The sequence below is a fragment of the Streptomyces sp. CNH287 genome, assembly GCF_000424825.1.
Window position 1 is genome coordinate 207,183 of the sequence record NZ_AUKQ01000011.1, and the last position, 24,535, is coordinate 231,717.

Consider the following 24,535-nt stretch of genomic DNA (forward strand, 5'->3'; position numbering starts at 1 on the left):
TAGAGGCCGCGCCGGGTGCCCCCATTCGGGTGCGCTCCGGTCGCGACTCCCGTCGCGCCGCCGCCTCTTGGACCCCACGCCTCCACTGTCGCCCATCCCGCCGCACACCGCACGGCGAGGCGCGGCGGGTACGACCCCGGAGGCTCCCGGGGCGCTTCCGCGAGCGGAACTACCCGGCGGGCAGGGCGGGCTGCTCCGCAGTGCCGTCGGCACAGTCGGCGCCCCGGCCGCCGTCGGCGGGGGAGTCGGCCGGGTCGCGTCCGGGCAGCAGTGCGGTGCCGGCCACGACGACCAGCGTCGCGCCGGCCATGAACCAGTAGACGCCGTGGAAGCCGCGCATCGGGTCGCCGGCGGTCTGCATGATGAGGGCGACCACCGCGATGCCGACCGAGGCACCGAGTTGGTTGAGCATGTAGAGCACCGAACTGCCCTGCGGCACCAGCGGGGCGGGCAGCGTGCGGTAGAGCGCCCCCATTGTCGGCGCGCCGACGCAGCCGAGCCCCAGCCCGATCACGAACGCGGCCGTCGCGCTCCAGAACTCGTGGGTCCCCGCGCCGGTCCGGGTCAGGGCGAGGATGCTCAGCAGGGCCACGGCGGCACCGCCCCGGGCCAGGCCGCGGGAGCCGAGCCGGTCGGACAGCCGCCCCGCCAGCGGCATGGCGAGGGCGGCGCCCACTCCCAGTGGCGCGACCAGCAGCCCCGCGGCGAGCGCGCCGTGGCCGTGCGCCTGCTGGTAGTACAGCGGCAGGACGAAGAGTCCGGAGTAGGTCGCGAGCCCGGTCAGTGCCATCACGGCGACGCTCGCGGTGAAGCTGGGGCGGGTGAACAGGCGCAGATCGATCAGCGGCGGGGTACGGCGGCTGCCGAGCGCGTGGCCCGCGTAGCCGGCCAGCAGCACGCCGGCGGCGGCCAGCGGGGCGAGCACCGGCCAGGCGGTGAAGCCTCCGTGCTCGGCCGCCTGGGACAGGGCCAGTATCCCGGCCCCGAATCCGGGGGTGAGCAAGGCCAGGCCGACCACGTCCAGGCGGGTGCCGGGGCCGTTCGCCGCGCGCGGCGCGTCCGCGGGCAGCGTCCGCAGGGCGAGCAGCAGGGCCGCCACGCCGATCGGCAGGTTGATCAGGAACATCCAGCGCCAGCCCAGCCCGTCGAGGACGACGCCGCCCACGACGGGGCCGAGCACCGGGCCGAGGGAGAGGACGACGCCCATCAGCCCCATCACCCGTCCCGCGCGGCCGGGCCCGGCCGCGCGGGCGAGCAGTATCAGCACGAGCGGGTCGAGAATTCCGGCGCCCAGGCCCTGCACGACCCGGAAGACGATCAGGCTGCCCACGTCCCAGGCCAGCGCCGACATCAGCGAACCGGCCAGGAAGAGCAGCAGGCCGAGCAGCCACAGCCGCCTGCCGCCGAATCTGTCGACCGCCCAGGAGGTGACCGGGATGGCGACGGTGAGCGCCAGCAGATACGAGGTGGAGACCCAGCCGACCGCGCTGAGCGAGGTGTCGAACTCGGCGACCAGGGTGTCGACGGCGACGGCCACCATCGTGCCGTCGAGGATTCCCATGATCCCGCCGAGCAGGATCACTCCGATCAGCCGCCGCAGCGCGGGGTCGAGGCGGGTGTCGTGCGTGCGTGTCATCGGTCGTCTCCGGTTCGCTCGCGTGAAGCTGGCAACTAGACCAGCAAGTCCAAACTAGAAGTCGCATGAGTCTTGCGCAAGTCGGCCCAGCAAAATGGACTCATTAGTCCAGTTATTCGCCTTGGTGTGTATGCTGCGCGGCATGAGCGGAGCAGGAATCGGAGCCGTACCGGGTCTCACCCACTCGCGCGGGCGCATCGACAAGCGGCAGGCGATCCTTCGCGCCGCGTTCGCGGTGTTCGCCCGCGAGGGGTACGCGCAGGCCGGTATGGACGTGATCGCCCTGGAGGCGGGCGTGGCCAAGGCCACCGTGTACAACCACTTCGGCGACAAGGAGACGCTGCTCCGGCAGGCGGTCGCCGCCGAGGCGGACGCGGCGCTCGCCCGGAACCTCGCCGCCGTCGAACGGCTCGCCGACAAGGGCGCCGACCCGCGCCCGATGCTGGAGGACTTCGGCCTCAGTCTGGTGACGTGCTACTGCGACCCGCGGGCCTGGGCGCTGCGCAGGCTGCTGTCGGCGGAGTCGCACCAGTTCCCCGAGCTGATGGCGATCGTCCAGGACCAGGTGGCCGACCGAGTCCTGGAGGCCCTCGCCGACCGGCTGGCGCGCCTCTCGCTCGCCGGGTGCCTGCGCGTGACCGATCCGACGGTGGCCGCGGAGCAGTTCTCCGCCCTGCTCACCGGTCCGCTGGACAGGCGCTCCCGGCTGGGCTCCCGGGAGGTCCCCGAGGCGGAGCGGGGGGCCCTGGTACGGGACGGCGTGCACACCTTCCTCCAGGCGTTCGCCGCCGACGTAGGTGAATCCGCGGCCGGTCCGCGGTGACGCCGGACGAGGGCCGCCGCGCCGCGGCCGGCCTGGCCGGCCGGCCGTGGTTCACGGCGAACGAGGTGCTCGCCTTCCTCCTGGAGCTGGCCGCGCTGGGCTGCCTGGGCTGGTGGGGCTTCTCGGCCGGGAGCGGCATCGCGCTCCAGCTTCTGCTGGGGGCGCCCCTGCTGGCCGCGGTGCTGTGGGGCCTGTTCGCCGCGCCCCGCGCGCGGGTACGGCTGCCGGCGGCCGGAGTGCTCGCCGTCAAGGCGCTGGTCCTCGGCGGTGCCGCGCTCGCCGTGCTGGGCCTCGGCCATCCGGTCGCGGCGGCGGTCCTGGCGGGCGTGCTGCTGGTGAACACGGCTCTGGTGCAGATCTCCCGGGGGGACCGCGGGCGCCCGGCGCCGGGCTGACCGGCCCCGGCGCCCGGGTCGCGCCCGCGCCGCGCCCGGGCACGCGGAACCAGGCCGGCGCCGGGCCGCGCATGACCGGACGGCGGTGGTGTACTAGAGTTATCTCGACATCGAGATAACTGTCGAAGGCGCACACGCCACCGCCGGCGGGTAAGGCTTGCCTAACCAAGCCGCGCCCACCTTAGCGGATCGGCCTCATGCATTGAAGGAGACTGTCGTGTCGGCGAACAGCTTCGACGCCCGCAGCACACTGCCGGTGGGCGACGAGTCGTACGAGATCTTCAGGCTGGACAAGGTGGAGGGCTCCGCCCGCCTTCCGTACAGCCTGAAGGTGCTGCTGGAGAACCTGCTGCGCACGGAGGACGGCGCGAACATCACCGCCGACCACATCCGGGCACTGGGCGGCTGGGACCCCGAAGCGCAGCCCAGCCAGGAGATCCAGTTCACGCCGGCCCGGGTGATCATGCAGGACTTCACGGGCGTGCCGTGCGTCGTGGACCTGGCCACCATGCGTGAGGCCGTCAAGGAGCTGGGCGGCGACGCCGACCGCATCAACCCGCTCGCGCCCGCCGAGCTGGTCATCGACCACTCGGTGATCGCCGACAAGTTCGGCACCGCCAATGCCTTCGCCCAGAACGTCGACCTGGAGTACGGGCGCAACCGCGAGCGCTACCAGTTCCTGCGCTGGGGCCAGACCGCGTTCGACGAGTTCAAGGTCGTCCCGCCGGGCACCGGCATCGTGCACCAGGTCAACATCGAGCACCTGGCCCGTACCGTGATGGTCCGCGGCGGCCAGGCGTACCCCGACACGCTGGTGGGCACCGACTCGCACACCACCATGGTCAACGGCCTCGGCGTGCTGGGCTGGGGCGTGGGCGGCATCGAGGCGGAGGCCGCGATGCTCGGCCAGCCGGTCTCGATGCTCATCCCGCGCGTCGTCGGCTTCAAGCTCCGCGGCGAGCTGCCCACCGGCACCACCGCCACCGACCTGGTGCTCACGATCACCGAGATGCTGCGCCGGCACGGCGTGGTCGGCAAGTTCGTCGAGTTCTACGGCGACGGCGTCGGCGCGGTGCCGCTGGCGAACCGCGCGACCATCGGCAACATGTCGCCGGAGTTCGGCTCGACCGCCGCGATCTTCCCGATCGACGACGAGACGATCACCTACCTGCGCCTGACCGGCCGCTCCGAGCAGCAGCTCGCGCTGGTGGAGGCGTACGCCAAGGCACAGGGCCTGTGGCACGACGCCGGGCAGGAGCCGGTCTACTCCGAGTACCTGGAGCTGGACCTGGCCACGGTCGTGCCGTCCATCGCCGGGCCCAAGCGCCCCCAGGACCGCATCGCGCTGTCCGAGGCGAAGCGCCAGTTCGGCCACGACGTACGCAACTACGTCTCCGAGTCCGACCAGGACGAGGCGGGCAAGGAGTCCTTCCCGGCCTCCGACGCGCCGGCCGTCTCCAACGGCGTGCCGTCGAAGCCGGTGCAGGTGACCTCCGCCGACGGCAGGACGTACGAGATCGACCACGGCGCCGTCGCCGTCGCCGCGATCACCTCCTGCACCAACACCTCCAACCCCTCGGTCATGGTCGGCGCCGCGCTGCTGGCCAAGAAGGCGGTGGAGAAGGGCCTGACCACCAAGCCGTGGGTGAAGACCACGCTGGCCCCCGGCTCCCAGGTCGTCATGGACTACTACGACCGCGCCGGGCTCACCCCCTACCTCGACAAGCTGGGCTTCAACCTCGTCGGGTACGGCTGCACCACCTGCATCGGCAACTCCGGGCCGCTGCCCGAGGAGATCTCGCAGGCCGTCAACGACCACGACCTGGCCGTCGCCGCCGTGCTCTCGGGCAACCGGAACTTCGAGGGCCGGATCAACCCCGACGTGAAGATGAACTACCTCGCTTCCCCGCCGCTGGTCGTCGCGTACGCGCTCGCCGGCTCGATGAAGGTGGACATCACCACCGAGGCCCTGGGTGTCGACCAGGCGGGCGACCCGGTCTACCTCAAGGACATCTGGCCCTCCGAGCAGGAGGTCGAGGAGGTCGTCGCCGGGGCCATCGGGCAGGAGATGTTCACCAACAGTTACGCCGACGTCTTCGCCGGTGACGCCCAGTGGCAGGCGCTGCCCATCCCGACCGGGAACACCTTCGAGTGGGACGCGGAGTCCACGTACGTCCGCAAGCCCCCCTACTTCGAGGGCATGGGCATGGACCCGGCCCCCGTCGAGGACATCGCGGGCGCGCGGGTGCTCGCCAAGCTCGGCGACTCGGTGACCACCGACCACATCTCGCCGGCCGGTGCCATCAAGGCCGACTCGCCCGCGGGCAAGTACCTCACCGAGCACGGTGTGCAGCGCCGCGACTTCAACTCCTACGGCTCCCGGCGCGGCAACCACGAGGTCATGATCCGCGGCACCTTCGCCAACATCCGGCTGCGCAACCAGATCGCGCCGGGCACCGAGGGCGGCTTCACCCGTGACTTCACCCAGCAGGACGGGCCTGTCACCTCGATCTACGAGGCCTCGCGCAGCTACCAGGCCGACGGCATCCCGCTGGTCGTCCTGGCGGGCAAGGAGTACGGCTCCGGCTCCTCGCGCGACTGGGCGGCCAAGGGGACGGCGCTGCTGGGCGTCCGCGCGGTCATCGCCGAGAGCTACGAGCGCATCCACCGCTCGAACCTGATCGGCATGGGCGTGCTGCCGCTCCAGTTCCCCGAGGGCGCCACCGCGCAGTCGCTCGGGCTCGGCGGCGAGGAAGCGTTCAGCTTCACGGGTGTCACCGCCCTCAACGACGGCGTCCCCGAGACCGTTCGGGTGACGACGGACAGCGGGGTCGAGTTCGACGCCAAGGTGCGTATCGACACGCCCGGCGAGGCGGACTACTACCGGAACGGCGGCATCCTCCAGTACGTGCTGCGCTCCCTCATCCGCAAGTGACGATGGCCGCTCCACTTCCCTAGCTCGCGACAAAACAACAGGTCACAAGGCTGGCGCCGTACCCCCATCCGTGGGGTGCGGCGCTGCCTTATGTCCGAGAGGTCTCAACTCGGGAAAGACTCACGGCCGAAGGTGCCTTCGATCTTGCCCTGCCGACTGCAAGTGGACTATACCTGTCGGCACCTCAGGTGATCCGGCACAGAAGCCGGGGACTCAGGTATGTACCAATGAGCAGTGCTGTACGACCCAAGCTTCAAATGACCCGCGGTGTCGGGCCCTTCGCGCCACTGGCGAGTCGACGGCAGACCGGTACACCGCCTGAGTCCTGGAGAAGGCGAGGACTTGAGCATGGGATCCACTTCCGATGTCAACCGTCGTGGTGTTATCAAGCGCGCTGCGGCGATCGGCCTGGTCGCCGCCCCTGGCATGACCGCACTGTCGGCCTGTGCGAGCGGCAGCGATGACAGCGGTGACGACAAGGTCAACAAGGGCACGAAGAGCGACAAGAATCCCCTTGGCGTGAACAAGACGGCAGGCGTGGAAGTCGTCATCTTCGACGGCGGCTACGGCGACCAGTACGCGAAGGACGCCCACAAGGTCTTCGAGAAGACCTACGGCAAGGTCAAGCACGAGAGCACCCAGAAGATCCGCACCAAGATGCAGCCGCGGATGGTCAAGGGAAATCCGCCGGATGTCATCAACAACTCCGGCGCCGAGAACATGGACGTCGCCAGCCTCATCAAGGACGAGCAGGTCGCCGCCCTGGAGCCGCTGCTGGACGCGCCGTCCCTCTTCGACCCCTCCAAATCGGTCCGGGACATGCTGCTGCCCGGAGTCGTGGAGAAGGGCACATTCGGCGGTAAGTGCTACCAGCTGAGCTACTCGTACACCGTCTACGGCACCTGGTACTCGCAGACCGCCCTGGACAAGCTCGAGGTCGAATACCCGAAGACCTGGGACGAGATGATCGCCGTCTGTACGAAGGCGAAGAAGCAGGGCATGGCGGGCTGGACGTACGCGGGGAAGCACCCCTACTACTTCTCTTTCACGATGTACCCCTTCATCGCCAAGATCGGCGGCGCCGACGTCCTCAAGGCGATCGACAACCTGGAGCCGGACGCCTGGAAGCACGAGGCCGTCAAGAAGGCGTTCGAGGCCTACCACGAGCTGCAGGCCAGGGGATTCATCCTCAAGGGCACCCCGGGCATCGACCACATCCAGTCGCAGACGCAGTGGAACAAGGGCAACGCGCTCTTCCTGCCGAACGGCTCCTGGGTGGAGAACGAGGCGCGGAAGACCACGCCCAAGGACTTCCAGATGACGGTTTCGCCGCCGACTGGCCTCGACAAGTCCGACGCCATGCCCTTCGAGACGATCTGGGCCGAGGCGAGCGAGCCGTTCATGGTGCCCGCGAAGGCCAAGAACGTCGAGGGCGGCATGGAGTGGCTGCGCACGATGATGGGCAAGGAGTCCACGCAGAACTTCACCAAGCTGGTCTCCGCGCTGTCCTGCGTCAAGGGCGCCGCCGACGGTCTCGACCTCACCCCGGGGCTCAAGTCGACCCAGGCGACGCTGGAGGCGGCCGGTGAGAACATCGTCAGCCCCCGCATCTCGGACTGGTACCTCCAGCTGCACAAGGACAAGATCGGCGGTGCCATCGCCGCGATGATGGCCGGCGACATCAAGCCGGCCGAGGCCATCAAGCAGTGCCAGAAGGCCACCGACGACGTCCGCGGCGACGATTCCATCAAGAAGTACAAGCGCTGAGACGTACGCACGCCTGAGTGACGGCACAGTCGGCCCACGTGGCGGCTGTGCCGGCTCAGGCGGGCGAAGGCACGTCCATTCAGTCCATTCGGTCCATCGGTTCGATGGTGAATACGGAGCGGGGCGGCATGGCGAACGATGTGCGGGCAGTGGACAAGAGCCCAGCACCGGCACCGGCACCGGCCAGGGGCGGCACACGCGCGTCCTTCGGCGACTATCTGTTGTTTGCGGCGACACTCGTGCTGCCGCCCCGCTTCACCCCGAAGAAGGTGAAATACGACCGGCGATACCGGTCCCTGGACAAGTATCGCTTCATCAGCTGGTTCCTGCTGGCGCCGCTGCTGCTCTACGCGGTGCTGGTGATCTCCCCGTTCTTCCAGGCCTTCCACTACTCACTCACGGACTGGTCCGGATACAGCAGCGAGTTCAACTACGTCGGCTTCGACAACTACACCCGGATGTTCGAGGACGACGACTTCTGGGCGTCGATCAGGAACAGCCTGCTGCTGCTCGTCGTGGCCCCCGTCCTGACTCTCGGACTCGGCCTCTTCTTCGCCTACATGCTTCAGGCGGGCGGCCGGCACCGGAAGGGCGAAGCGGTCTCCGGCGTACGCGGCGCGAAGTTCTACAAGATTGTCTACTTCTTCCCGCAGGTGCTTTCCGTCGCCATTGTGGGCGTCGTGTGGGGAGCGATGTACGACCCCATCACGGGGCCGCTCAACGAGATGCTGCGCAAGGTGGGTCTGGGGTCCTGGACCCAGTCCTGGCTGGCGAATCCCGATATCGCCATGTACTCCGTGCTCTTCGTGCTGTGCTGGATGTTCATCGGCTTCTATGTCGTGCTCTTCTCGGCCGCCATGGGATCGGTGCCGAAGGACATCTACGAAGCCGCCCTGCTGGACGGCGCCAGCCGGCCCAAAACCTTCTTCAAGGTCACCCTCCCGCTGATCTGGGACACGGTGCACACCGGCTGGATCTACATGGGAATCCAGGCGCTGGACGGATTCGCCATCGTCTACATCATGACGATCAACGCGGGCGGTCCGGGCAACAGCACCCTGGTGACGCCGGTCTATCTCTACAAGAAGGCGTTCGACGTCGGGCAGGCCGGATATGCCACGGCGGTCGGCGTCGTGCTCCTGGTCATCACCATGATCTTCTCGGCGATCATGATGCTGCTCAGCCGGCGTGAGCGGATCGAATTCTGATGAGCGGGGAGATGCAGTGACGAGCCTTACCAAGAGCCCGGCGGACGACCCGGAAGGCCAGGCCGTCCTCACGGACAGGCCGCCGGCGGCCCCACCGGCCCAGGGCAGGAAGCGCACATCCGGGCAGGGAGGCGCGCTCAACGTCTTCTCGTCCGCCTTCCTCGTGCTGTGGGTCGTGATGGCGGCGGGTCCGCTGCTGTGGGTGATGGTCAACTCGCTCCGGGAGTCCGGTGACATCACCGGGAACCCGTTCGGCTGGCCCACCTCGCTCAGCTTCGAGAACTTCAGCAACGCGTGGTCCGACGCGAACATCGGCAAGTACGCGGCCAACTCGCTGATCATTCTGTGCGGTTCGCTGCCCGGCACGATGCTGCTGGGCTCGATGGCCGCCTACGTCATCGCCCGGTTCAGCTTCCGCGGCAACCGCGTCGTGTACATGCTGTTCGCGGGCGGGATGATGTTCCCCATCATCCTCGCGGTCGTGCCGCTCTTCTTCGTCATGGACAACTTCGGGCTGCTGGACACCCGGCACGGCATCATCCTCGCGTACATCGCGTACTCGCTGCCGTTCACCACGTTCTTCATGACCTCGTTCTTCCGCACCCTGCCCACCAGCGTCGCGGAGGCCGCCACCATCGACGGCGCCTCCCACGTGCGGACGTTCTTCCAGATCATGCTGCCGATGGCCAAGCCAGGGCTGATCAGCATCGGCATCTTCAACTTCCTCGGCCAGTGGAACCAGTACTTCCTGCCACTGGCGCTCAACTCCACCGACCCGAACAAGGCGCTCCTGACCCAGGGGCTCGCCGAACTGTCCGTCAACCAGGGTTACGAGGGCGACTGGGGTGCCCTCTTCGCGGGCCTGTCCATCGCCATGATCCCGATCCTGGTCGTGTACATGGTCTTCCAGCGCCAGGTGCAGGAGGGCCTGACGGCCGGCGCCGTCAAGTAACCAACGTACGAGGTGTGTGCCGGGCCCCCGGTGGAGTCACCGGGGGCCCGGCTGCCTCATGTCTGCTCACTTCCGTACCATGACTCCCATCTGAGCGATGTCGTCCGTTCAAGGTCTTGACGGGAGACACCCGCCAGCGCTCTGCTTAGAGTTCATGTGTTGGAGACAGGCCGTACCCCGCTGCCTGGGTACGGCCGACGGGCCGGTGGTCGCGCCGCCCGTCGAGGCGGGAGTGGGTTCAGTCGTGGAGACTCCGGGGTCGCAGTCCTCACTGCACCGGGCCAATCTGGAGCGGGTCGTACGCGCCGTACGCCTCGCCGGTTCGCTCACGCAGGCGGAGATCGCCCGGTCGACCGGGCTGTCGGCGGCGACGGTCTCCAACATCGTCCGCGAGCTGAGGGAGAACGGCACCGTCGAGGTCACCCCGACCTCGGCCGGCGGCCGGCGGGCCCGCAGCGTCTCGCTCTCCGGGGACGCGGGCGTCGTGGTGGGCGTCGACTTCGGGCACACCCACCTGCGGGTGGCCGTAGGGAACCTGGCGCACCAGGTGCTGGCCGAGGAGGCCGAGCCGATCGACGTCGACGCCTCCGCCTCGGAGGGCTTCGACCGTGCCGAGCATTTGGTCGAGCGGCTCATCGCGGCGACGGGCGTGAGCCGCTCCAAGATCATCGGAATCGGCCTGGGCGTGCCCGGGCCGATCGACGTGGAGACCGGCGCGCTCGGCTCCACCGCCATCCTGCCCGGCTGGACCGGCACCCGGCCGCGCGACGAACTGGCCGGCCGGCTCGGCGGCCCGGTCTACGTGGACAACGACGCCAACCTCGGCGCGCTCGGCGAGCAGGTCTGGGGCAGCGGTCGGGGCGCGCGCGACCTGGCGTACATCAAGATCGCCAGCGGTGTCGGCGCCGGCCTGGTCATCAACGGGCAGATCTACCGGGGCCCCGGCGGCACGGCGGGAGAGATCGGGCACATCACCCTGGACGAGTCGGGGCCGGTCTGCCGCTGCGGGAACCGGGGCTGCCTGGAGACCTTCACGGCCGCGCGCTACGTGCTGCCGCTGCTCAACTCCAGCCACGGGGCCGATCTCACGATGCCTCAGGTGGTCTCCCTGGCGCGGGAGGGAGACCCCGGCTGCCGCAGGCTGCTCGCCGACATCGGCCGCCACATCGGCAGCGGCGTGGCCAACCTGTGCAACCTGCTCAATCCCAGCCGGGTGATCCTCGGCGGGGACCTGGCCGAGGCGGGCGACCTCGTCCTGGACCCGGTGCGCGACTCCGTGGCGCGCTACGCCATCCCCAGCGCGGCCCGCCATCTGACGGTGGCCCCGGGGGCGTTGGGCGGCCGTGCGGAGGTCCTCGGCGCGCTCGCGCTGGTGCTCAGCGAGATGGGCGACTCGACCCTGCTGGACTCCTCCGAGGCGCCGCCGTCGGCCGCCGCGCCGGTCTCTCTCTGACTACATATCATGACAACGGGTCATCTTGTGTGTTCATGGTTGTAACGAATGGCATCGTTGCCATCTCGTTAATGATTTACTTCTTGACGGTTGCCTTACTGGCGAGTTGACTTCGGGCCACCTCGGCCGCAAGGACGCGGCCCCGTCAGGGAGGTTGACTCTATGAACACGATGACGCGCCGCGTCGTCATGGGCACGGCCGCGGTCTCGATGGCTCTGGCTCTCTCCGCCTGCGGTGAAGCGGGCAGCGATGAGGGCGACGACGGCGCCGCCGACAACAAGATGATCGGCCTGCTGCTGCCGGAGAACAAGACGACGCGCTACGAGACCTTCGACCGTCCTTTCATGGAGGCGAAGATCAAGGAGCTGTGTTCGGACTGCGAGGTCAAGTACAACAACGCCTCCCAGGACACCGAGCGGCAGAAGAAGCAGTTCGACGCCCTGATCACGCAGGGCGTCAAGGTGATCATCCTGGACGCGGTGGACTACAAGGCCACCAAGTCCTGGGTGGACCGGGCCGCGAAGAAGGGCGTCAAGGTCGTCGCGTACGACCGCCTGGCCGAGGGCGACATCTCCGCCTACGTCTCCTACGACAACGAGAAGATCGGCGAACTCCAGGGCCAGGCCCTGGTGGACGCGCTGGGCGCCAAGGCGAAGGATGCCAACGTTGTCATGATCAACGGCTCGCCCACCGACCCGAACGCGGGCTTCTTCAAGAAGGGCGCCCACGCCGTCCTCGACGAGAAGGTCAAGAAGATCGTCTACGAGCAGGACATCCCGGACTGGTCGCCGGACGAGGCCAACAAGAAGATGGCCGCCGCGATCACCTCGCAGGGCAAGGACGGCTTCGACGCCGTCTACTCGGCGAACGACGGCATGGCCGGCGGCATCGCCACCGCGCTGAAGAAGGCCGGGATCAAGGACGTGCCGTTGGGCGGTCAGGACTCCGAACTCGCCGGACTCCAGCGCGTGCTGAGCGGCGAGCAGAGCTTCACGATCTACAAGGCGATCAAGCCGGAGGCCGAGACCACCGCCTCCGTCGCGGTGGCGCTGCTGGAGGGCAAGAGCATCGACGACCTGGTGCCGGAAAAGGTGGACAGCGGCAGCAAGAAGGGCGTCCCGACCAAGCTCTACGACGCCACGGTCGTCACGAAGGACAACATCAAGGACACGATCATCAAGGACAAGGTCTACGAGGTCGACGAGATCTGCACCCCGGCGTTCGCGAAGGCCTGCGAGGCGGCGGGCCTGAAGTAGCCGGCGCCCGCCCCCGGGCGGGCACCTCCGGCGCCCTCCCGGTGCGCCGCGATGCAACCCCATCCGAGGGGACGGCCCCGGCCCGCTCGCAGCCGCGGGCGGGGCGTCCCCGGACAGATCCCCGGACAGATCGGAGTAGGCCCAGTGCCGAACGAACCCGTGCTGGCGTTGCGCGGAGTCTCCAAGAGGTTCGGTGCCGTACAGGCGCTCACGGACGTAGACCTGGAAATCAGCCCCGGTGAGGTCGTGGCCCTCGTCGGCGACAACGGCGCCGGTAAGTCCACCCTCGTCAAGACCGTCGCCGGAGTGCACCCGATCGACGAGGGCACCCTGGAGTGGAAGGGGCGGCCGGTCCAGATCCAACGGCCGCACGACGCGCAGGAACTCGGCATCGCGACCGTCTACCAGGACCTCGCCCTCTGTGACAACCTCGACGTCGTCGCCAACCTCTTCCTCGGCAGCGAGCTGCGCACCGCCTCCGTCCTGGACGAGGTCGCCATGGAGAAGCGCGCCAAGGAGCTGCTGGACACCCTGTCCATCCGGATTCCCAGCGTCCGGATTCCCGTCGCCTCGCTCTCCGGCGGCCAGCGGCAGGTCGTCGCCATCGCCCGCGCGCTGATCGGCGACCCGCAGGTGGTCATCCTGGACGAGCCCACCGCCGCGCTGGGCGTCGAGCAGACCGCGCAGGTCCTCGACCTGGTCGAGCGGCTCCGCGAGCGGGGCCTGGGCACCCTGCTGATCAGTCACAACATGGCCGACGTGCAGGCGGTGGCCGACCGGGTCGCGGTGCTGCGGCTCGGCCGCAACAACGGCGTCTTCGACGTCGCGAGCACCTCGCACGAACAGATCATCGCCGCCATCACCGGTGCCGCGGACAACGCGGTGACCCGTCGGCAGGCCCGTACGACGGAGGCGGGCAAATGAGCGACCTGAAGAAGACGGACCCCGCCGCCGCCTCGCCCACCGGTGCGGTCGACCCCCGGCTGCTCGTACGCGAGCAGGGCTTCAAGGGCTACCTGAACGACTTCCGGCGCCGGGTGCGCGGCGGCGAGCTGGGCTCGCTGCCGGTCATCGTCGGCCTGATCATCATCGCTGTCGTCTTCCAGTCGCAGAACGACAGCTTCCTGTCGGCCAGCAGCCTGAGCAACATCAGCGTCTACACCGCGGGCCTGGGCATCATGGCCATCGGCGTGGTCTTCGTGCTGCTGCTCGGCGAGATCGACCTCTCGATCGGCTCGGTGGCCGGCGTCGGCGCGGCCCTGTGGGCCGTACTGAGCGTCACGCACGGGCTGAACGACTGGCTCTCGGTGCTCCTCGCCCTCGCCCTGGGCGGCGGCATCGGGCTCCTGCACGGCTTCTTCTTCGCCAAGGTGGGGGTCCCCGCCTTCGTCGTGACGCTGGCGGGCTTCCTGGGCTGGAGCGGGCTCCAGATCTGGCTGATGGGTGAGGAGGGCAGCATCAACACGCCCTCCGGCAGCATCGTCGAGGACCTCACCGGCTACTACTTCGCGGACAAGGCGGCGGCCTACGCGCTCGCCGCCGTCGCCGTCGCGGGCTACCTCGCCGCGCAGCTGCTGGACGCCAGGCGGCGCCGCGCGGCGGAGCTGCCGTCGCGGCCGATGAGCGAGATCGCCCTGCGCACCGGGGTTCTCGCGGTGCTCGCGTTCGTGATCGCGTACGAGCTGAACGAGCCCAAGGGCGCGCGCGGGCTGCCGCTCGCCCTGGTGGTCTTCCTGGTGATCCTGGTACTCGCCGACTTCGTCGCCCGGCGCACCGTCTACGGGCGGCAGATCTTCGCCGTCGGCGGCAACGCGGAGGCCGCGCGGCGGGCCGGCATCAACGTGGAGAAGATACGGATCACGGTGTTCGGCATCGCGGGCACGCTGGCCGTCGTCGGCGGACTCTTCATCGCCAGCCAGTCCGGCGGCGCGAACAAGAGCCTCGGTGCGGGCAACACGCTGATGAACGTGATCGCGGCGGCCGTCATCGGCGGCACCAGCCTCTTCGGGGGCCGGGGCAAGATCTGGTCGGCGCTGCTCGGCGCCCTGGTCATCATGTCCATCCAGCAGGGTCTGGACCTGATGGGCATGGCCAGCGAGATCCAGTTCATGATCACCGGCGCGGTGCTGCTCGCCGCCGTGGTGATCGACTCCGTCTCGCGGCGCACCCAGAAGACGGCCGGGCGGACCTAGGGTCTTTCCGCTGGACCCCGCGAGCCCAGCATGATCCCACCGAAAGACCCTGGAGCCGCGCCCGCCGCACCAGGTGCCCGGCGCCACGGCGGTGCCGGGCACCGTCATGACCGGCGTCACTCCGGGGAGTAAGGAGACATAACCACCCACACGGCTACGTACCGACTCTGATGGCCCGCAGATCCCCGGCTCCAGCGAACAGGTTCGCGGAGGGAACATTAGACTCAGCGGACTCAACGGAATTGGCCGGGAACGACAGCACAGGAGGCACCGTGCAGCAGGGGCCGCGCGAAGCGCGACGCACCGGGGTGGCGCCGGGCCAGGAGGTCTCCCCACCCAAGCTCGCGGCGGCGACGCCCGCCGGGACCGGAGAATCCACCGCCCCCGGGGTACCGGGGTTGCTGAGCCGCATCACCGGACCGCGTGACCTGGACCGCCTCAGCTCCGAACAGCTCGTCCAGCTGGCCGAGGAGATCCGGGCGTTCCTCATCGAGTCGGTCGCCAGGACCGGCGGTCACCTCGGCCCGAACCTGGGCGTGATCGAGCTGACCATCGCGCTGCACCGCGTCTTCGAGTCCCCGAAGGACAAGGTGCTCTTCGACACCGGGCACCAGGCCTACGTGCACAAGCTGCTCACCGGCCGGCAGGACTTCTCCCAGCTCAAGCGCAAGGGCGGCCTCTCCGGCTACCCCTCGCGGGCGGAGTCCGAGCACGACATCATCGAGAACTCGCACGCCTCCGCCGTGGTCGGCTGGGCGGACGGCCTGGCCAAGGCGAACGAGCTGCGCGGCACCGGCGCCCACGTGGCCGCCGTCATCGGCGACGGCGCGCTGACCGGCGGCATGGCCTGGGAGGCGCTCAACAACATCGCCGCCGCCAAGGACCGCCCCTTGGTCATCGTCGTCAACGACAACGAGCGCTCCTACGCGCCGACCATCGGCGGCCTGGCCGACCACCTGGCCACACTGCGCACCACCGACGGCTACGAGCGCTTCCTGGCCCGCGGCAAGGAGATGCTCACCCGCACCCCCGTCGTCGGCAAGCCGCTGTACGGCACGCTGCACGGCGCCAAGAAGGGCCTCAAGGACTTCATCGCCCCGCAGGGCATGTTCGAGGACCTGGGCCTGAAGTACGTCGGGCCGATCGACGGGCACGACATCGAGGCCCTGGAGTCCGCGCTCCAGCGCGCCAAGCGCTTCGGCGGGCCGGTCATCGTGCACTGCATCACCGAGAAGGGCCGCGGCTACCAGCCCGCCCGCGCGGACGAGGCCGACCAGATGCACCAGGTCGGCGTGATCCACCCGGACACCGGGCTGCCGGTGAAGTCCTCGGGCGCCGACTGGACCTCCGTGTTCGGGGAGGAGATGGTGCGCCTGGGCCGGGAGCGGGAGGACATCGTCGCGATCACCGCGGCGATGATGCGGCCGGTCGGCCTGCACAAGTTCGCGCAGGCGTTCCCCGAGCGCTGCTACGACGTCGGCATCGCCGAGCAGCACGGCGCCGTGTCCGCGGCCGGTCTGGCCACCGGCGGCCTGCACCCGGTCTTCGCCCTCTACGCCACCTTCCTCAACCGCGCCTTCGACCAGGTGCTGATGGACGTCGCCCTGCACCGCTGCGGCGTGACCTTCGTACTGGACCGCGCCGGGGTCACCGGCTCGGACGGCGCCTCGCACAACGGCATGTGGGACATGTCCATCCTTCAGGTCGTGCCCGGCCTGCGCATCGCCGCGCCGCGCGACGCCGACCAGCTGCGCGCGCAGCTGCGCGAGGCCGTCGAGGTGGACGACGCCCCCACCGTCGTGCGCTACTCCAAGGGCGCGGTCGGCCCTGCGGTCGCGTCGGTGGGCCGGATCGGCGGGATGGACGTGCTGCGCGAGGCGGGCACGGACGCGCCCGACGTCCTGCTCGTGTCGGTGGGCGCGCTCGCGCCGATGTGCCTGGAGATCGCGGAGCTGCTGAACAAGCAGGGCATCTCCACCACCGTGGTCGACCCGCGCTGGGTCAAGCCGGTCGACGAGGCGCTGCCGCCGCTCGCGGAGCAGCACCGCGTCGTGGTGACCGTCGAGGACAACAGCAGGGTCGGCGGTGTCGGCTCGACCATTGCGCAGGCGCTGCGCGACGCCGGGGTGGACGTGCCGCTGCGGGACTTCGGCATCCCGGAGCGCTTCCTCGACCACGCCTCCCGTGCGGAGGTGCTCACCGAGGTCGGTCTCACCGCCCCGGACATCGCCCGGCAGGTGACGGGCGTGGTGGCCCGCATCGACGGACGCTTCGACGCGGCCGAGATCGCCCGGGACTAGGGTCAGCACGCCCAGCACACCCAGCACGCACGGCCGGGCCGGAGCGACCCCGGGGTCACTCCGGCCCAGCCGTGCCGGCCGGTGCCCGGGACCGGCCGCCGGGCGGTGGCCGGAGTTACCCCGATAAATTGGACCCCATGTCGACGTCCGCAGCGCAGCCGCGCTCTCTCGCCGCCGCTGTACTGCTGCGCGTCCGCGGCTCGGCCCCCACCGGGCCGGGCACGGCCGGGCCCGCCCCGGAGCCGGGTGAGGCAGGGAAGGGGCAAAAGGAGCCGTCGGGCCGCGGCGGACCCGAGGCGGGCGGCTCCGGCGAGGCGCGCTACTGGCTGCGGCTGCTGCCCGTGCTCACCCTGCTGGCCGCGTTCACCCGGCTGCCCTCGTTCGCGCAGACCCTGTGGAACCCCGACGAGGGCTTCCTGGCCACCCAGGCCCGCCAACTGGCCGACGGGGGAGTGCTCTACGACACCGTCGTGGACCGTAAGCCTCCGCTGCTGCCCTGGCTCTACCGCGGCGCGTTCGCGCTCTTCGGCGACGACTCGCTGTGGCCGCTGCGGGTCGCCGCGATCGCGGCGACCGTCGCGACGGCGGCCCTGGTGGCCGCCATGGCACGCCGCCGCTGGGGCGACCGCGCGGGCTGGACGGCGGGCGCGCTCGCCGTGCTGATCGCGATCGGGCTCAACCCGGAGGACACCCAGGCGGCGACCTTCGAGGTCTTCATGCTGCCCTGGACGGTGGCCGCGATGTGGTGCGCGGACCGCCGCCGCTGGGCGTGGGCGGGTCTCGCCGTGGCGCTGGCGACACTCACCAAGCAGACCGGGGGAGCGGTCCTGCTGCCCGTCCTGTTCGTGCTCTTCCGCGCCCACCCGGGCTGGTCGGGCGAACGGGCCCTGGCCGGGCTGCGGCTGCTCGCCGCGTTCGCGGTGCCGCTGGCGGCGGCGGCGCTCCACTTCGGGCCGGGCCGCTTCAGCTACTGGACGGCGACCGGCTCCGGCAGTTACGCGTCGGTGGAGGGAGCGGTGCTGCTCGCGCTGGGCCGGGCGGCGGGCTCCACCGCGATCCTGGCCGTGGCCTGCCTCCCGCTGCTGGTCGCACTCGGGTACGCCCGGTGGGCGCGGCGCCGCCGCGGTCCGGGCGCGCCCGAGTTGTGGGCGTGGCTGGCCGCCTCCGCGGTGGCGGTGGCGTTCGGATTCCAGTTCTACGGCCACTACTTCGTCCAGCTCACCCCCGCGCTCGCGCTGCTGGGCGCCGCCGCGCTGGACCGGCTGGACCCGCGCGCCGCCACGGTGGTGGTCACCGCGACCGCCGTACTGGCCGCCGCCTTCGTGGGCTGGGGCCTGACGATGAAGCGGCCGGAGCTGGAGCACGCGAAGCGGGTCTCGGCCGCGCTGCGCGAGCACACCCGGCCCAGTGACCGGGTGCTGGTGTGGGGCATGCATCCGGAGAACTACTGGATGTCCGACCGCGTGCCCGCCACCCGCTTCCTGACCGCCGGGTTCCTGACCAACTACAGCGGCGGGCGGGGCGGCGTACGGGTGGCGGAGCGGTACGGCATGCCCGGCGCCTGGGACTCCTTCCGGCGCGACCTCGCCGCGCACCCGCCCCGGGTGATCGTCGACGACTCGCGCGGCAAGCCGTACCGGCCCGCGCGCATCCCGACGCTGCGCCGCTACCTCGACGCGTACTACGAGCGGGTCGACACGGTCGGCGGGGCGGTCCTCTACCTGCGCGTGCGGGGCTGACCGCGCGGGCGGTGCCGTTCTGCCCCCCGGTGTGAGCCGAATCCTCTTGCATAAACCGATCTGTATACCTACGCTGAGTGGCAGGTATACAGATCGGTTTACTCACGTAGGGAGAGTGCCATGCGAGCGCGCGACATCGGTGTACTGGTCCGGGACTTCGCGTACGGCTTCCACGCCGCCAGTGCGATACGCCACGGACGGCCCGCCCCGGCCCGTACCGGCTCCGCGGACCGGCGGCGCGAGCCGGGGAGCGGCCGGGCCGCCACTTCGCGCCGCGCGGTCCCGGGGCGGGCGGGCGGAGTGCCCGGGTAGGCCGCGCCGGTGCGATCTTCGCGGTTCGGCCCGCAGGGGCCTTCGGGGGCGCCGGGCCCAGGGGGAGTCAGGCGCTGGGGTCTCCCCGCCGCGGGCAGGGAACGGATGGCGAGGCGGAGGACCGTCCTCGTGCGGGGGCGTACCCGGACGACTCCGACAACGCGGGGGCGGTACCTCCCGGCGCCCCTCGGCCCGAGGCCGGGGGGACCTACCGCTCCGCCGGGCGCACCGAGCGGGGCCCGGTCACCTCCGCGCCCAGCGCCCGGACCCGCTCGCGCAGCAGGCGGTCCGCGGTGACCACGACGCAGGGGCGGCCCTGCCCCTCCTCGGCGACCAGCGCGACGATGCGGTCGTCACCGCTGCCGGGCGAGGCCACCGTGCGCACGCCCTCGACCGGGGCGACATCCCGCGCCGCGCCCTCCAGGACGAGCACCAGCTCGACCGGACCGGGGTGGCCGGGCAGCCCGTCGGCGGCGTACGGGACGAGCCGGTCGCGCAGCCGCTCGGCGGCGCCGCGCCGGTCCCGCCACCAGCCGTCGGGGACGGAGCCGATGACGTTGGCGGCATCGACGACGAGCAGCGTTCTCATGCTGGCCTCATCAGGGCAGTGTCCCATGGGGCGCCCCGTGCGTAAGGGGGTGTGCCGTCGCTGCGGAACACCCCCTCACGCGTACGTCCTCCGGGCCCGCGCTACGCGGGAACGTCTGCGAGGCCCGGGGCCAGGAACCGGCCGCCGGTGACGCGCTCGCTGACGCCCTCGCGGTCCAGGTACGGCGTGATGCCGCCCAGGTGGAAGGGCCAGCCCGCACCCGTGATCAGGCACAGGTCGATGTCCTGCGCCTCGGCCACCACGCCCTCGTCCAGCATGAGGCGGACCTCCTGGGCGATGGCGTCCAGCGCGCGGTCGCGCACCTGCTCCTCGGTCAGGGCCGTGCCGCCGGTCTGGAAGAGCGCGGCCACCTCCGGGTCCAGCTCCGGCTTGCCGGAGTCGTAGACGTAGAGGCCGCGCTTGCCCGCCGCCACGATCCGCCCGAGGTTCTCGGAGACCGCGAAACGGTCCGGGAAGGCGGCGTGCAGGGTCCCCGCGACATGGTGGGCGACGGCCGGGCCGACAAGTTCCAGCAGCACGATCGGCGACATCGGCAGGCCCAGCGGCGCGAGCGCGCGGTCGGCGACGTCCACCGGGGTGCCCTCGTCGATGGAGCGCAGCACCTCGCCCAGGAAGCGGGTGAGCACGCGGTTGACGACGAACGCCGGGGCGTCCTTGACCAGTACGGCCGACTTCTTCAGCGACTTCGCCACCGCGAACGCCGTGGCGAGCGACGCGTCGTCCGTCTGGTCCGCCCGCACGATCTCCAGCAGGGGCAGGATCGCGACCGGGTTGAAGAAGTGGAAGCCGACGACGCGCTCCGGGTGCCGGAGCCCCGCGGCCATCTCGGAGACCGACAGCGAGGAGGTGTTGGTGGCCAGGATGGCGTGCGCCGGCACGGCCGCCTCCACCTCGGCGAACACCTGCTGCTTGACGCCCATCTCCTCGAACACGGCCTCGATGACGAAGTCCGCGTCGGCGAAAGCGGTCGCCTTGTCCAGCGAACCGGTCACCAGGGCCTTGAGGCGGTTCGCCCGGTCCTGGCCGACCCGGCCCTTGAGCAGCAGCTTGTCGATCTCCTCGTGGACGTAGGAGACGCCCTTGTCCACCCGCTCCCGGTCGATGTCGGTCAGCACGACCGGCACCTCCAGGCGGCGGACGAACAGCAGCGCCAACTGCGAGGCCATCAGCCCCGCGCCCACCACGCCGACCTTGGTCACCGGCCGGGCCAGCGAGCGGTCCGGCGCGCCCGCCGGGCGCTTGGCGCGCTTCTGCACGAGGTCGAACGCGTAGAGCCCGCTGCGCAGTTCACCGCCCATGACGAGGTCGGCCAGCGCCACGTCTTCGAGAGCGAAGAGGGTCTCCGCTTCGGGGCCCGCGCGCAGATCGCCACTCTTCGCTGCTGCGATGATGTCGAGTGCGCGGTAGGCGGCCGGGGCCGCGCCGTGCACCTTGCTGTCGGCGAAGGCCCGGCCGCGCTCGACGGCCTGGTCCCACGCTTCGCTGCGGTCGACCTCGGCGCGGACGACCTCGGTGTCGCCGTTGAGCACCGAGGCGGTCCACTTCAGCGACTCCTCGAGGAAGTCCGCCCCCTCGAAGAGCGCGTCCGCGATCCCCAGCTCGAAGACCTGCCGGCCCTTGAGCTGCCGGTTCTGGTTGAGGGAGTTCTCGATGACGACGCTGACCGCCCGGTCGGCGCCGATCAGGTTCGGCAGCAGGACGCAGCCGCCCCAGCCGGGCACCAGGCCGAGGAAGACCTCGGGCAGGGAGAAGGCGGGCAGCGCCTTGGTGACGGTGCGGTAGGTGCAGTGCAGGCCGACCTCGACGCCGCCGCCCATCGCCGCGCCGTTGTAGTACGCGAAGCTGGGCACGGCGAGGCGGCCGAACCGGGCGAAGACGGCGTGCCCGCCCCGGCCGATCGCCAGCGCGTCCTCGTGCCGCCGCAGCAGCCCGACGCCCTTGAGGTCGGCGCCCACGGCGAAGATGAACGGCTTGCCGGTCAGCCCGACGCCCACGATCTCGCCGGCCGCCGCCTCCGCCTCGACCTGGTCGAGGGCCGCGTCGAGGCGGGCCAGCGACTGCGGGCCGAAGGTGGTCGGCTTGGTGTGGTCCAGGCCGTTGTCCAGTGTGATCAGCGCGAACCTGCCCGCGCCGGAGGGGAGGTCGAGATGGCGTACGTGCGCCTGGGTGACCACCTCGTCGGGGAACAGCTCCGCTGCACCCTCGAGAAGCTCGGCTGTCTTGCTCACTTGCCCTCCCAGTGGGGGTTCTCCCAGATGACGGTCCCGCCCATGCCGAAGCCGACGCACATGGTGGTCAGGCCGTAGCGGATGTGCGGCTGCTCCTCGAACTGCCGGGCGAGCTGCGTCATCAGACGCACGCCGGAGGACGCGAGCGGGTGGCCGAAGGCGATGGCGCCGCCGTACTGGTTGACGCGCGGGTCGTCGTCGGCGATGCCGTAGTGGTCGAGCAGCGCCAGGACCTGGACGGCGAACGCCTCGTTGATCTCGAAGAGGCCGATGTCGCCGATGGCCAGCCCGGCCTTCTTCAGCGCCTTCTCCGTCGCCGGGACCGGCCCGATGCCCATCACCTCGGGCTCCACGCCCGCGAAGGCGTAGCTGACCAGCCGCATCCGCACCGGCAGGCCCAGCTCGCGGGCGGTGTCCTCGGCCGCGATCAGGGAGGCGGTGGCGCCGTCGTTGAGCCCGGCGGCGTTGCCGGGGGTGACCCGGCCGTGCGCGCGGAAGGGGGTCTTGAGCCCGGCGAGGCTCGTCAGCGTGGTGCCCGGGCGCATCGGCTCGTCGGCGGTGGCCAGGCCCCAGCCGGTCTCTCCCGCCTCCGGGCTGGTGCGGCGTACCGAGATCGGCACCAGGTCCTGCTGGATACGGCCGTTGGCATACGCCTTGGCGGCCTTCTCCTGGCTGCGCACCGCGTACTCGTCGGCGCGCTGCTTGGTCAGGTGCGGGAAGCGGTCGTGCAGGTTCTCCGCGGTCATGCCCATGAACATGGCCGACTCGTCGACCAGCTTCTCCGAGACGAAGCGCGGGTTCGGGTCGACGCCCTCGCCCATCGGGTGCCTGCCCATGTGCTCGACCCCGCCCGCCACGACGACGTCGTACGCGCCGAAGGCCAGCGAACCGGCCGTGGTGGTGACCGCGGTCATCGCGCCCGCGCACATGCGGTCGATGGAGTAGCCCGGCACCGAGGCGGGCAGCCCGGCCAGGATGCCCGCGGTACGCCCCAGGGTCAGACCCTGATCGCCGATCTGGGTGGTCGCGGCGACGGCGACCTCGTCGATCTGCCCCGGCGGCAGGTCCGGGTTCCGGCGCAGCAGCTCACGGATGCACTTGACGATCAGGTCGTCCGCGCGGGTCTCGTGGTAGATGCCCTTCGGGCCCGCCTTGCCGAACGGGGTCCGGACGCCGTCGACGAAGACGACGTCCCTAGCGGTACGAGGCACGATGGCTCTCCTCCAGGGTGCGGTGGTGACGCCGTACGGCGCGCTTCCCGCCCCCCATGCTACTTGCCGGTAACACTGTGGCAAGGGGTGACCTCCCCGAGGGGTTCACCTCACACGCGCCGCCGTCACTCCGCGGGCGCCGCCGCCTCGAGCGCGGTGGCCAGCAGCGGCGCCGTCTGGTCGATCTGCCACTCGCGCGCCCCGTAACCGCGCAGCGCCTCGGAGACCGCGCTCTCGGACCGCTCGGCGGGCGGCTCCCAGCACAGCCGCCGCACCGTGTCCGGGGTGAGGAGGTTCTCCTGCGGCAGGTCCAGCTCCTCGGCCCGGCCGGTCACCGCCGCGCGGGCCGCGCTGAGCCGGGCCGCCGCGTCCGGGTCCTTGTCCGCCCAGGAGCGGGGCGGCGGCGGGCCGTTCAACGGCTGGCCGTGCTGCGGCAGTTCGGCATCCGTCAGCGCCCGTGCCCGCTCGACCGCGGACTGCCACTGCTCCAGCTGGCGGCGCCCCATGCGGTGCCCGTAGCCCGGCAGTGCGGCCAGGGCCGTCACGTTGGCCGGCATGGCCAGCGCGGCCTCGACGATCGCCGCGTCGGAGAGGACCTTGCCCGGCGAGACGTCGCGGCGCTGCGCGATGGCGTCCCGCGCGGCCCACAGCTCCCGCACGATCGCCATCTGCCGCCGCCTGCGAACCTTGTGCATCCCCGAGGTGCGCCGCCAGGGGTCCTTGCGTGGCGGGGGCGGTGGTGCCGCCGCGATGGCCGCGAACTCCTGGAGCGCCCAGGCCAGCTTGCCCTGCTCGCGCAGCTCGGCCTCCAGGGCGTCCCGCAGGTCGACCAGCAGTTCGACGTCGAGCGCCGCGTACCGCAGCCACGGCTCGGGGAGCGGGCGGGTGGACCAGTCGACGGCCGAGTGGCCCTTCTCCAGGGCGTAGCCCAGCACCTTCTCCACCATCGCGCCGAGCCCCACGCGGGCGAACCCGGCGAGCCGCCCGGCCAGCTCGGTGTCGAAGACGCGGTCGGGGACCATGCCTATTTCGCGCAGGCACGGCAGGTCCTGGGTGGCGGCGTGCAGCACCCACTCGGCGTCGCCGAGCGCCGCGCACAGCTCGGAGAGGTCGGGGCAGCCGACCGGATCGATCAGCGCGCTGCCCGCGCCCTCGCGCCGCAGCTGGATCAGATACGCCCGCTGTCCGTAGCGGTAGCCGGAGGCCCGCTCGGCGTCCACGGCCACCGGGCCGGTGCCGGCCGCGAAGGCCGCGACGACCCCGCTCAGCGCCTCGGCCGTGGCGGTGACCGGGGGGATGCCCTCGCGCGGCTCCAGCAGGGGGACCGGCGCCGGACCGGACTCCTCGGAAGGGGCCTGAGCTGGGTTTGCTGATGCGGTCTCTTGGGCGTCGGTCACCGCTCAAGGGTAGCTGTGCCCTCGCGATGCGAGAGCGCCCGCCGACGGGGAGGTTCCGTCGGCGGGCGCTTCGGGTGTGCCGGGATGTGGCGGTCGGCGGGCGGTGTGGGGTGCCTGGGG

At 70.8% G+C, this 24,535-nt stretch carries 18 protein-coding genes; 13 read left to right on the plus strand and 5 right to left on the minus strand.

What is annotated here, in order from left to right; all coding sequences use genetic code 11:
- Positions 1 to 169: 169 nt before the first annotated feature.
- Complete coding sequence (locus tag H299_RS0112330) at positions 170 to 1,636, minus strand: DHA2 family efflux MFS transporter permease subunit (protein WP_027748655.1); 1,467 nt, start codon at positions 1,634 to 1,636, stop codon at positions 170 to 172.
- Positions 1,637 to 1,778: 142 nt separating this feature from the next.
- Between H299_RS0112330 and H299_RS33765 the strand changes: the two genes are divergently transcribed.
- From H299_RS33765 to H299_RS0112395, 13 genes are all read left to right on the plus strand, one after another.
- Complete coding sequence (locus H299_RS33765; RefSeq protein WP_051262401.1) at positions 1,779 to 2,459, plus strand: TetR/AcrR family transcriptional regulator; 681 nt, start codon at positions 1,779 to 1,781, stop codon at positions 2,457 to 2,459.
- Entirely contained in the window at positions 2,456 to 2,854 is a 399-nt protein-coding gene (locus H299_RS0112340; protein ID WP_486587248.1) for a YrdB family protein, read from the plus strand. The genes H299_RS33765 and H299_RS0112340 overlap by 4 nt, the downstream gene beginning before the upstream one ends.
- 217 nt (positions 2,855 to 3,071) lie before the next feature.
- Positions 3,072 to 5,789, plus strand: a complete 2,718-nt coding sequence (gene acnA, locus H299_RS0112345; protein WP_027748657.1) for an aconitate hydratase AcnA — start codon at positions 3,072 to 3,074, stop codon at positions 5,787 to 5,789.
- A gap of 348 nt (positions 5,790 to 6,137) precedes the next feature.
- The gene (gene ngcE, locus H299_RS0112350; RefSeq protein ID WP_027748658.1) at positions 6,138 to 7,556 is read left to right on the plus strand and encodes an N-acetylglucosamine/diacetylchitobiose ABC transporter substrate-binding protein; all 1,419 of its coding nucleotides are present in this window, start codon (positions 6,138 to 6,140) and stop codon (positions 7,554 to 7,556) included.
- Between the two features lie 128 nt (positions 7,557 to 7,684).
- On the plus strand, positions 7,685 to 8,764 hold the full coding sequence (locus H299_RS0112355; RefSeq protein WP_078512669.1) for a carbohydrate ABC transporter permease: 1,080 nt from the start codon (positions 7,685 to 7,687) through the stop codon (positions 8,762 to 8,764).
- 16 nt (positions 8,765 to 8,780) lie between these two features.
- Complete coding sequence (locus tag H299_RS0112360) at positions 8,781 to 9,716, plus strand: carbohydrate ABC transporter permease (RefSeq protein WP_027748660.1); 936 nt, start codon at positions 8,781 to 8,783, stop codon at positions 9,714 to 9,716.
- 244 nt (positions 9,717 to 9,960) lie between these two features.
- The gene (locus H299_RS0112365) at positions 9,961 to 11,169 is read left to right on the plus strand and encodes an ROK family transcriptional regulator (protein WP_027748661.1); all 1,209 of its coding nucleotides are present in this window, start codon (positions 9,961 to 9,963) and stop codon (positions 11,167 to 11,169) included.
- 162 nt (positions 11,170 to 11,331) lie between these two features.
- Entirely contained in the window at positions 11,332 to 12,426 is a 1,095-nt protein-coding gene (locus H299_RS0112370) for a sugar ABC transporter substrate-binding protein (RefSeq protein ID WP_027748662.1), read from the plus strand.
- A gap of 144 nt (positions 12,427 to 12,570) precedes the next feature.
- Positions 12,571 to 13,350, plus strand: coding sequence for an ATP-binding cassette domain-containing protein (locus H299_RS0112375; protein ID WP_037758754.1), 780 nt, complete (start codon positions 12,571 to 12,573; stop codon positions 13,348 to 13,350).
- On the plus strand, positions 13,347 to 14,618 hold the full coding sequence (locus H299_RS0112380; protein WP_027748664.1) for an ABC transporter permease subunit: 1,272 nt from the start codon (positions 13,347 to 13,349) through the stop codon (positions 14,616 to 14,618). The genes H299_RS0112375 and H299_RS0112380 overlap by 4 nt, the downstream gene beginning before the upstream one ends.
- A 398-nt stretch (positions 14,619 to 15,016) precedes the next feature.
- The gene (dxs, locus tag H299_RS0112385) at positions 15,017 to 16,918 is read left to right on the plus strand and encodes a 1-deoxy-D-xylulose-5-phosphate synthase (RefSeq protein ID WP_027748665.1); all 1,902 of its coding nucleotides are present in this window, start codon (positions 15,017 to 15,019) and stop codon (positions 16,916 to 16,918) included.
- A gap of 137 nt (positions 16,919 to 17,055) precedes the next feature.
- The gene (locus H299_RS33770) at positions 17,056 to 18,657 is read left to right on the plus strand and encodes a glycosyltransferase family 39 protein (RefSeq protein WP_078512671.1); all 1,602 of its coding nucleotides are present in this window, start codon (positions 17,056 to 17,058) and stop codon (positions 18,655 to 18,657) included.
- A 120-nt stretch (positions 18,658 to 18,777) separates the two neighbouring features.
- On the plus strand, positions 18,778 to 18,969 hold the full coding sequence (locus H299_RS0112395) for a hypothetical protein (RefSeq protein ID WP_027748666.1): 192 nt from the start codon (positions 18,778 to 18,780) through the stop codon (positions 18,967 to 18,969).
- Between the two features lie 208 nt (positions 18,970 to 19,177).
- Here H299_RS0112395 and H299_RS0112400 read toward each other — a convergent pair whose 3' ends face one another.
- The 4 genes from H299_RS0112400 to H299_RS0112415 form a co-directional block, all read right to left on the minus strand.
- Entirely contained in the window at positions 19,178 to 19,558 is a 381-nt protein-coding gene (locus H299_RS0112400; RefSeq protein WP_027748667.1) for a hypothetical protein, read from the minus strand.
- Positions 19,559 to 19,659: 101 nt separating this feature from the next.
- Positions 19,660 to 21,807: a 3-hydroxyacyl-CoA dehydrogenase NAD-binding domain-containing protein gene (locus H299_RS0112405; protein WP_027748668.1), complete on the minus strand. Its 2,148-nt coding sequence runs from the start codon at positions 21,805 to 21,807 to the stop codon at positions 19,660 to 19,662.
- Positions 21,804 to 23,018, minus strand: a complete 1,215-nt coding sequence (locus H299_RS0112410) for an acetyl-CoA C-acyltransferase (protein WP_027748669.1) — start codon at positions 23,016 to 23,018, stop codon at positions 21,804 to 21,806. Before H299_RS0112410 ends, H299_RS0112405 begins: the two co-directional genes overlap by 4 nt.
- A 125-nt stretch (positions 23,019 to 23,143) precedes the next feature.
- Positions 23,144 to 24,415, minus strand: a complete 1,272-nt coding sequence (locus H299_RS0112415) for a ribonuclease D (protein ID WP_027748670.1) — start codon at positions 24,413 to 24,415, stop codon at positions 23,144 to 23,146.
- Between the last annotated feature and the right edge of the window lie 120 nt (positions 24,416 to 24,535).

Coding starts and splice junctions, on each gene's coding strand:
- H299_RS0112330 (WP_027748655.1), bottom strand. CDS start 1,636: ATGACACGCACGCACGACACCCGCCTCGACCCCGCGCTGCGGCGGCTG.
- H299_RS33765 (WP_051262401.1), top strand. CDS start 1,779: ATGAGCGGAGCAGGAATCGGAGCCGTACCGGGTCTCACCCACTCGCGC.
- ngcE (WP_027748658.1), top strand. CDS start 6,138: ATGGGATCCACTTCCGATGTCAACCGTCGTGGTGTTATCAAGCGCGCT.
- H299_RS0112355 (WP_078512669.1), top strand. CDS start 7,685: ATGGCGAACGATGTGCGGGCAGTGGACAAGAGCCCAGCACCGGCACCG.
- H299_RS0112370 (WP_027748662.1), top strand. CDS start 11,332: ATGAACACGATGACGCGCCGCGTCGTCATGGGCACGGCCGCGGTCTCG.
- H299_RS0112380 (WP_027748664.1), top strand. CDS start 13,347: ATGAGCGACCTGAAGAAGACGGACCCCGCCGCCGCCTCGCCCACCGGT.
- H299_RS33770 (WP_078512671.1), top strand. CDS start 17,056: ATGTCGACGTCCGCAGCGCAGCCGCGCTCTCTCGCCGCCGCTGTACTG.
- H299_RS0112395 (WP_027748666.1), top strand. CDS start 18,778: ATGCGAGCGCGCGACATCGGTGTACTGGTCCGGGACTTCGCGTACGGC.
- H299_RS0112400 (WP_027748667.1), bottom strand. CDS start 19,558: ATGAGAACGCTGCTCGTCGTCGATGCCGCCAACGTCATCGGCTCCGTC.